This window comes from Burkholderia lata (genome assembly GCF_902499025.1).
GTDB classification, from domain to species: Bacteria; Pseudomonadota; Gammaproteobacteria; order Burkholderiales; family Burkholderiaceae; genus Burkholderia; species Burkholderia lata_C.
In genome coordinates this window covers 1-6,977 of sequence record NZ_CABVPW010000089.1, presented here as the reverse complement: position 1 = coordinate 6,977, position 6,977 = coordinate 1, and the positions used below count along the sequence as shown (strand labels likewise).

Here is a 6,977-nt window from a genome sequence, read left to right as displayed (position 1 = left end):
CGCGCCGCGCAAGCCCGCCGCGAAGCGCGCGAAGTCGACCGGTGCGGCCGGTTCGGCCGCGGCGCGCGCGGCGGCCGCTTCGTCGCCCGAAACCCGTCCGCCGAAGCGCTCGACGTGACGCGGCGCAGGTAGCAGGTCGATCATGCGGCTCGCGCTCGTTCTGATGGGAGGCGGCGCACGTGCCGCCTATCAGGTCGGCGTGCTGAAGGCGCTGGCCGAGATCGCGCGCGAGGCCGATCCGCGGCGGCACACGCTGCCGTTCGCGGTCGTGTGCGGCTCGTCGGCCGGCGCGATCAACGCGACGTCGATCGCGAGCCACGCGGACGACTTTTCCCACGGCGTGCGGCGCCTGCTCGAATTCTGGGAGCCGTTGCGCGCCGACTACGTGTATCGCACCGACTGGCTCGGTATCGCGGCCGCCGGCGCGCGCTGGCTCGCGGCGATGACGTTCGGCTGGGCGGCCCGCCGTTCGCCGCGCGGGCTGCTCGACAACGCGCCGCTCGCGCACCTGCTGCAGCGCGAGCTGAGCTTCCACCGGATCGAGCAGATGCTCGAGGCGCGCCTGCTGCACGCGCTTGCGGTGACGGCGCTCAGCTATTCGAGCGGGCGGCACCTCACGTTCTACCAGGCGGCCGAGCCGATCCAGGCGTGGCGGCGCGCGCAGCGCACCGCGCGGCTCGTCGACCTGTCGGCGTCGCACCTGCTCGCGTCGTCGGCGATTCCGTTCGTGTTCCCGGCCGTGCCGCTCGTGCTCGACGGGCAGATCGAATACTTCGGCGACGGGTCGATCCGGCAGATCGCGCCGCTGTCGCCGGCGATCCACTTCGGCGCCGACCGGATCGTCGTGGTCGGTGCGGCCGACCCGCGGCCCGAGATTCCGGCCGCGAACGGCGCCGGGCTGGTACGCGGCTACCCGACGCTCGCGCAGATCGGCCAGCAGGTGCTAGCGAGCGTGTTCCTCGACTCGATCGGGTCGGACATCGAGCGCATCGAGCACATCAACCGGATGATCGAGCACCTGCCGCACCAGGTCGAAGTGGACAGCGGCTGGCGGCACGTCGACGTGCTCGCGATCGCACCGTCCGAGCGCATCGAGCTGATCGCCGCGAAGCACCTGAAGCAGATGCCGGCGACGATGCGCGGGCTGCTCGGCGCGATCGGCGGCAGCCAGCCGGCCGGCGCGTCGTTCGCGAGCTACCTGCTGTTCGAGGAGGCGTTCACGCGCGAACTGATCGAGCTCGGCTACCGCGACGGGCGTGCGCAGCGCGACACGCTCGCCGGCTGGATCGCGCGGGCGGACGGCGGCAGCGTGCCGGCCGCCGGCATGCCGCCGGAAGACGGCCTCGCGACCGGAAAAATACGGGTCTGATGCTTGCAAGGTAATGTAAGGTTGCGTTTTCGCGACGGTCGGCCGCGACCGATCGCCGCACCGCGATTGGCGGCGCACGACCGGGCAGGCGTCTCGGAACCGTCATGGACGCGTGATATCATGGCCGCCGCCGTATACACCATATCGAGCAGCCCGCCGATCCGGCATCCGCACGGGACCTTTCGGGGAACCCGCCTGGGGCAGGGGACGGGCGCGCCAACGAGCCGGCCAGCGCCGGCCCCCACTCAGGCAAGCGCGGCCGGTTCCGTTCGAACGGAGCGGGGCTGCGGCATGCCAACGGCGGCGACGCGGCCGCCCGGCTGCCGGACGAGGAATCACCGTCCGGCGGGCCGGTTTCCCGCGTAAAATTACAGTCTTGGCTGCAAAAAGCGCGCTCGGGCGTGCTTGCGCGGCAACAGTCACGTTTAGAGAAGTCGCATTGCGCAGAACAGGGGTGGGACCATCATGAACACGATGCTTTATCCGGAACTTTACCGATCGCTCGAAGCCGTCCGCTGGGACATGGAGAAGGACATTCCATGGGACAAGTTCGACGCTTCGCTGCTCACCGACGAGCAGGCGAAGACGATCAAGATGAACGCGATCACCGAATGGTCGGCGCTGCCCGCGACGGAAATGTTCCTGCGCGACAACCAGCACGACAGCGACTTTTCCGCGTTCATGAGCGTGTGGTTCTTTGAAGAGCAGAAGCATTCGCTCGTGCTGATGGAATACCTGCGCCGCTTCAAGCCGGAAATGGTGCCGACCGAAGAGGAGCTGCACGCGGTGCGCTTCCAGTTCGATCCGGCGCCGCCGCTCGAGACGCTGATGCTGCACTTCTGCGGCGAGATCCGCCTGAACCACTGGTACCGTTGCGCGGCCGACTGGCACACCGAGCCGGTCATCAAGCAGATCTACGAAACGATCTCGCGCGATGAAGCGCGCCACGGCGGCGCATACCTGCGCTACATGAAGAAGGCGCTGAACAATTGCGGCGACGTCGCACGTGCGGCATTCGCGAAGATCGGCGTGCTGATGGCGTCGGCGCGTCGCACCGAGAAGCCGCTGCACCCGACCAACCTGCACGTGAACCAGGCGCTGTTCCCGCGCGACACCGTGCAATCGCGCCTGCCCGATCCGGAATGGCTCGAGCGCTGGCTCGACGAGCAGATCCGTTTCGACGGCGAATGGGAAAAGAAGGTTGTCGAGCGGATCCTGCACAACCTGTCGATCCTGTTCGAGCGCACGTTCGCGACCGCGCAGGAGCTGAACCGTTACCGCAAGGAAGTCACCGGCCGCCTGCAGGCCGAAAGCGGCCCGTCGTCGGCCGCGCAGCCGGCCTGAGGCCGGTTGGCGCCGCAGCCGGCGTGAATCGCGCCGGCCGCGTTGCGCGATGTCGTACCCGTTGCATGAAGCCCGCCCGGTCAGTCCGGCGGGCTTTTTATCTGGCGCCGCCGCCGCGCGCGCCGTTGCCCATTCCGTCCGACCTCCATCATGTCCGCCATCTTCGAACGCAAGCTGATCACCCGTGATGCTCTCGTCGCCCTGCGCGCGTCGCTGCCGTCGCCCGTCGTGTTCACCAACGGCGTATTCGACATCCTGCACCGCGGCCACGTCACGTATCTCGCCGACGCGAAAGCGCTCGGCGCATGCCTGATCGTCGGCGTGAACAGCGACGCGTCGGTACGCATGCTCGGCAAGGGCGACGACCGGCCGATCAATCGGGAGGAAGACCGCGCGGCGCTGCTCGCGGCGCTGGAAAGCGTCGACTGGGTCGTGACGTTCGAGGAAAAGACGCCGGTGTCGCTGATCGAGGCGGTCCGCCCGGACATCCTCGTGAAGGGCGGCGACTACGACATGGATGCGTTGCCGGAATCGGCGCTGGTGCGCGGCTGGGGCGGTCGTGCGCTGGCGATTCCGTTCGAGCACGATCGCTCGACCACCGCGTTGCTGAAGAAGGTGCGCGCGCAGCAGTCCTGAGCGCGGCCCGGCGCCGTCAGGGCGCGGACGCCGCGAGCGGCTCGGCCGTGACGGCCGGCGGCGCGATCGGCCCGCCGATGACCGGCTGGTCGGTGGCCTGCGCGAGCGGCGTCACGCGCAGCGCATCGGGCCGTACCTGCCGCGCCAGCACGCCGGGTTCGCGCGGGCCGGCTGCCGGCAGCGGCCCGAACACGCCGCGTGCCACCACGAACGCAAGCATGTTGGCGAGAAAGAGAACAGCGATCAGCCAGCGCAGCATCGTCGACACTCCTCGTCGTCATTGACGTGGTTCACGTCATTCAATCGGGCCGGCCGCATCGCCGGCCATTCGATTCCTTCCCGTTCCTTCCGTCGACCGTGCGCGCGGGCTGCCGTCATGGCGCCGCCCGTGCTTCACCGTCATCGTGACGCGGGCCCGCATGGGCTCGCGTTGCCGTGCACCGACGCGATGCCGGCACCCTCCGTCACGCCTGCGCCGCCGTTGAGGTTGCCGATTCCGCGGCAATCAGTGCGAGCCCGGACAGGATCAGTGCATCGTGTCGCGTATGCGGGAGCGTCAGCGCGCGCGCGACATCGTCTGCCGCGCCGCCGGCCAGTACGAGCCGCACAGGCGCCTGCCACGCATCGGCGAGATCGCGCCACGCGCGTTCGATCAGCCCGGCTTGCGCGTACAGGCAGCCGGCCGACAGCGAGCGCGGCGTATCGACCTGGAACGGTTCGGCGGGCGCACCCGCGAGCAACCCGCTCGCGATGTCGGTGGTCAGCGTCGGCAGCTGTGCGGTGTGCGTGCCGAGCGCGCGCATCATCAGTGCCCAGCCGGGTGCGATCAGCCCGCCCGTGAAGCGGCCGTCCGCGCGCAGCGCCTCGAGCGTCGTCGCGGTGCCGAACGTCGCGATCAGCAGGTGCTCGCCCGGAAACGCCGCGTGCGCGCCGATCAGGCCGGCCCAGCGGTCGCTGCCGAGCTGGTCGGGCGTCGTATAGCCGTTCGTCACGCCGCATTGCGTCTGACGCGCGCGTATCGTCGTGCGCGGCAGGCCTGGCCAGTGCGCGTCGAGCAGCGCGTCGAGCCGGGCGGCCACGTCGGCGCCCGCGACGTTCGAGATCCACGCGCCGCGCGGACGTGGCAGGGTCGACCAGTCGGGATCGGCGCCGCCGTCGCGCGCATGGCCGAACGCGCCCGTCTCGACGAGCGTGCGCTGCGCATCGGCGAGCGCCCACTTGATCCGGCTGTTGCCGGCGTCGATCAGCAGATGCGGCTCGTTCATTGCGCTTCGCGCAGCGACACGTCGCCGGCCGCGATCGCCTGCATGCCGTCCGGCGTGTCGAGCAGCAGCTGGCCGGTCGCGTCGATGCCCGTCGCGATGCCGCGCGCGCGTTCGACGCCTTGTTCGAGCAGGACGACTTCGCGCCCCGCATACGCGTGCAGCGCGTGCCAGCGCGGCAGGAACGGCGCGAGCCCTTCGGCGCCGAACTGCGCGAGCGCCGGCGTGAGCGCGTTCAGCGCCGCGGCGAGCGTATCGGTGAGGTTGGCCGATGCGCACGCGATCGACAGCGCAGCGGGCGGCAACCCGCTCGCGAGCGTCGCTTCGCGCGCGCGCAGCGCGTCGACCTGCGCGGCGACGGCTTCCGCGCCGCGCACGTTGATGCCGAAGCCGATCACGACGGCGGTGGCGTCGGCGCTGGTCCACGCGGTTTCGATCAGGATCCCGGCGAGCTTGCCGACGATGCGCGGCGTGCCGTCGTCGGTGGCCGTCAGCAGCAGGTCGTTCGGCCATTTGAGCGCGACGCGCGTATGCGCGTCGAGCGGCAGCGCGGCCAGCCCTTCGGCGAGCGCCACGCCGATCGCGATGCTGAGGCCGCCGAGTGCTTCGACGGGGCGCGGCACGATGCAGCCGACCGAGCACAGCAGCGCATTGCCGGGCTGCGCGAACCACGGGCGGCCCTGCCGGCCGCGGCCGGCCGTCTGCTCGAACGCGACGCGCACGAGCGGCGCGGGCAGCGCGTTCGCGGTGCGCGGCAAAGCCTTGAGCCGGGTGGCGACGTCGGCGTTGGTCGAGCCGGTGGCGGCGACGATGTCGAGCGGCCACGCACGCGGCGCGGCGTCCAGGTGCGCCTCGAGCCGGTTGCGCGCGATGTGCGCGTCGCCGGAATCGGGCGTGTCGGAGGAGGTGGGGGCGTTCATGGCGCCTATTGTAGCGACAGGGGGCGATGGCGCGCGTCGGGCGACGCGCGCGGCTTGCCGGGCGGCGCGCGGCCGCCCGGATGCGAACGGCGCCGCGGCGCCGCTTGGCTCAATGCTTTTCCATCCGCTCCAGCGCCTTGATGTCCTCTTCGGACGTCATTTCGCAGGCCAGCAGCGTCTTGCCCTTCAGCGCCGGGCCCTGGCGGGCCGACACGAGGATCAGCGCACCGCCCGGGCCACGGACCGTCAGCCGGCGCGAATAGCCGATGGACGACGCGCCCAGCAGATGGCCCTTCTCGAGGGTGAGCTGGTAGCGTTTCGCGAGCTGGTCGGCGACCTCGCCGTCCACGAGCACGCCGATCCCGGTACTGACGAACACGACCTGCTGCGTCGTGAAGCCGTCGCGGTGGATCGGCGCCGGCAGACGATAGACCGCGGCACCCAGCATCGACTCGTCCGGTTTCGGATCGGCCGCCTTGGCGGTGTTGTAGATCGAGTCCATCAGGTCCGACGTGAACGGCGGCTTGCAAAGCGCTGCGTTGAAGATGTCGGGCTGGGCAGGCGGCGCGGCAAGTGCTGCGAGCGGCGTGCCGGCAATGGCAAGGGCGACGGCGCCGACGGCAGCGGCACCAAGCCTGGAAAGGCGATGGGACATGGATGCAGTTCTCTCAGGTTTTATTGTGAGGCTGCATGGTAATGCATTGCCGCGAGCCGAACGATCGGCGTGGAGCGGCCGGATGGCGGCAAGGCATCCGGCGCGCACGCCCGCGCCCCGCGATCGATTCCGTTGCCGGGTGATCGATGCGCGGGGCGTCGGGGCATGCGCGTCATGCAGCCGGAGCGATGCCGGTTCGTGCGCGTGCGTGCTGAAGAGCCGTTACGGCGCGACGACCGGGTGCTTCAGCGCGTGCGCGGTCTCGATCCACTGCGCGTGGAATTCGTCCGCGTCGGGCTTGAGCCCGAGCTCGCCGTTGCGATAGGCCATCGCGAGCGTCTGCACGGCTTCCGGCAGCTCGTGCTCGGCGGCGCGGCGATACAGCGCCAGCGCGCGTGCTTCGTCGCGCGGCACGCCGCTGCCGTCCCGGTATGCGTTCGCGAGCATGAAGTCCGCGGCCGGGATGTCCGCGCGCGACGCGACGTCGAACCAGTGCGCGGCCTGCACGGGATCGGCGGCGATGCCGTAACCGCTGCGATAGATCAGCCCGAGGTAATACGCGGCGGCCGGGTCGCCCTGCGCGGCTGCTTCGCCGAGCAGCGTGCGGGCGCGTGCGTAGTCCTTCGGCATGTCGCTGCTGCCGAGCAGCAGCGCCTTGCCGAGCGCGAGCTGCGCACGCCGGGCGGCCGGCGCGTCGGCCTTGCTGTCTGCCGCCGCGGCCGTTTCCAGCCAGCCGCGCCCCTCGTCGCGCAGCCCCGGTTCGCGCGCGTCGACGAGCGCGATGCCGAGCG

The 6,977-nt window shown here is 70.6% G+C and carries 8 protein-coding genes; 3 read left to right on the top strand and 5 right to left on the bottom strand.

Annotation, left to right across the window (positions count from 1 at the left end):
* Positions 1-142 precede the first annotated feature (142 nt).
* The 3 genes from BDI24065_RS40530 (at position 143) to rfaE2 (ending at position 3,349) form a co-directional block, all read left to right on the top strand.
* A complete protein-coding gene (locus tag BDI24065_RS40530; RefSeq protein ID WP_175035897.1) occupies positions 143-1,369 on the top strand; it encodes a patatin-like phospholipase family protein in 1,227 nt (408 codons plus the stop codon).
* Positions 1,370-1,834: 465 nt separating this feature from the next.
* Complete coding sequence (locus tag BDI24065_RS40525) at positions 1,835-2,713, top strand: diiron oxygenase (RefSeq protein WP_011353352.1); 879 nt, start codon at positions 1,835-1,837, stop codon at positions 2,711-2,713.
* A gap of 150 nt (positions 2,714-2,863) precedes the next feature.
* A complete protein-coding gene (gene rfaE2, locus BDI24065_RS40520) occupies positions 2,864-3,349 on the top strand; it encodes a D-glycero-beta-D-manno-heptose 1-phosphate adenylyltransferase (RefSeq protein WP_175035896.1) in 486 nt (161 codons plus the stop codon).
* A gap of 16 nt (positions 3,350-3,365) precedes the next feature.
* Here the strand turns inward: rfaE2 and BDI24065_RS40515 are convergent, their stop codons facing one another.
* The 5 genes from BDI24065_RS40515 to BDI24065_RS40495 all read right to left on the bottom strand — a co-directional run.
* Positions 3,366-3,608, bottom strand: coding sequence for a hypothetical protein (locus BDI24065_RS40515; protein WP_043187421.1), 243 nt, complete (start codon positions 3,606-3,608; stop codon positions 3,366-3,368).
* A gap of 205 nt (positions 3,609-3,813) precedes the next feature.
* Positions 3,814-4,614, bottom strand: a complete 801-nt coding sequence (locus BDI24065_RS40510; protein ID WP_175035895.1) for a type III pantothenate kinase — start codon at positions 4,612-4,614, stop codon at positions 3,814-3,816.
* On the bottom strand, positions 4,611-5,531 hold the full coding sequence (locus BDI24065_RS40505) for a biotin--[acetyl-CoA-carboxylase] ligase (RefSeq protein ID WP_175035894.1): 921 nt from the start codon (positions 5,529-5,531) through the stop codon (positions 4,611-4,613). Before BDI24065_RS40505 ends, BDI24065_RS40510 begins: the two co-directional genes overlap by 4 nt.
* Before the next feature lie 109 nt (positions 5,532-5,640).
* The gene (locus tag BDI24065_RS40500; RefSeq protein ID WP_175035893.1) at positions 5,641-6,186 is read right to left on the bottom strand and encodes a hypothetical protein; all 546 of its coding nucleotides are present in this window, start codon (positions 6,184-6,186) and stop codon (positions 5,641-5,643) included.
* A gap of 222 nt (positions 6,187-6,408) precedes the next feature.
* Positions 6,409-6,977: tetratricopeptide repeat protein (locus BDI24065_RS40495; RefSeq protein ID WP_175035892.1), on the bottom strand; the 569-nt coding region annotated here is incomplete at its 5' end.

Coding starts and splice junctions, on each gene's coding strand:
- BDI24065_RS40500 (WP_175035893.1), bottom strand. CDS start 6,186: ATGTCCCATCGCCTTTCCAGGCTTGGTGCCGCTGCCGTCGGCGCCGTC.
- BDI24065_RS40525 (WP_011353352.1), top strand. CDS start 1,835: ATGAACACGATGCTTTATCCGGAACTTTACCGATCGCTCGAAGCCGTC.
- BDI24065_RS40510 (WP_175035895.1), bottom strand. CDS start 4,614: ATGAACGAGCCGCATCTGCTGATCGACGCCGGCAACAGCCGGATCAAG.
- BDI24065_RS40505 (WP_175035894.1), bottom strand. CDS start 5,531: ATGAACGCCCCCACCTCCTCCGACACGCCCGATTCCGGCGACGCGCAC.
- BDI24065_RS40530 (WP_175035897.1), top strand. CDS start 143: ATGCGGCTCGCGCTCGTTCTGATGGGAGGCGGCGCACGTGCCGCCTAT.
- BDI24065_RS40515 (WP_043187421.1), bottom strand. CDS start 3,608: ATGCTGCGCTGGCTGATCGCTGTTCTCTTTCTCGCCAACATGCTTGCG.
- rfaE2 (WP_175035896.1), top strand. CDS start 2,864: ATGTCCGCCATCTTCGAACGCAAGCTGATCACCCGTGATGCTCTCGTC.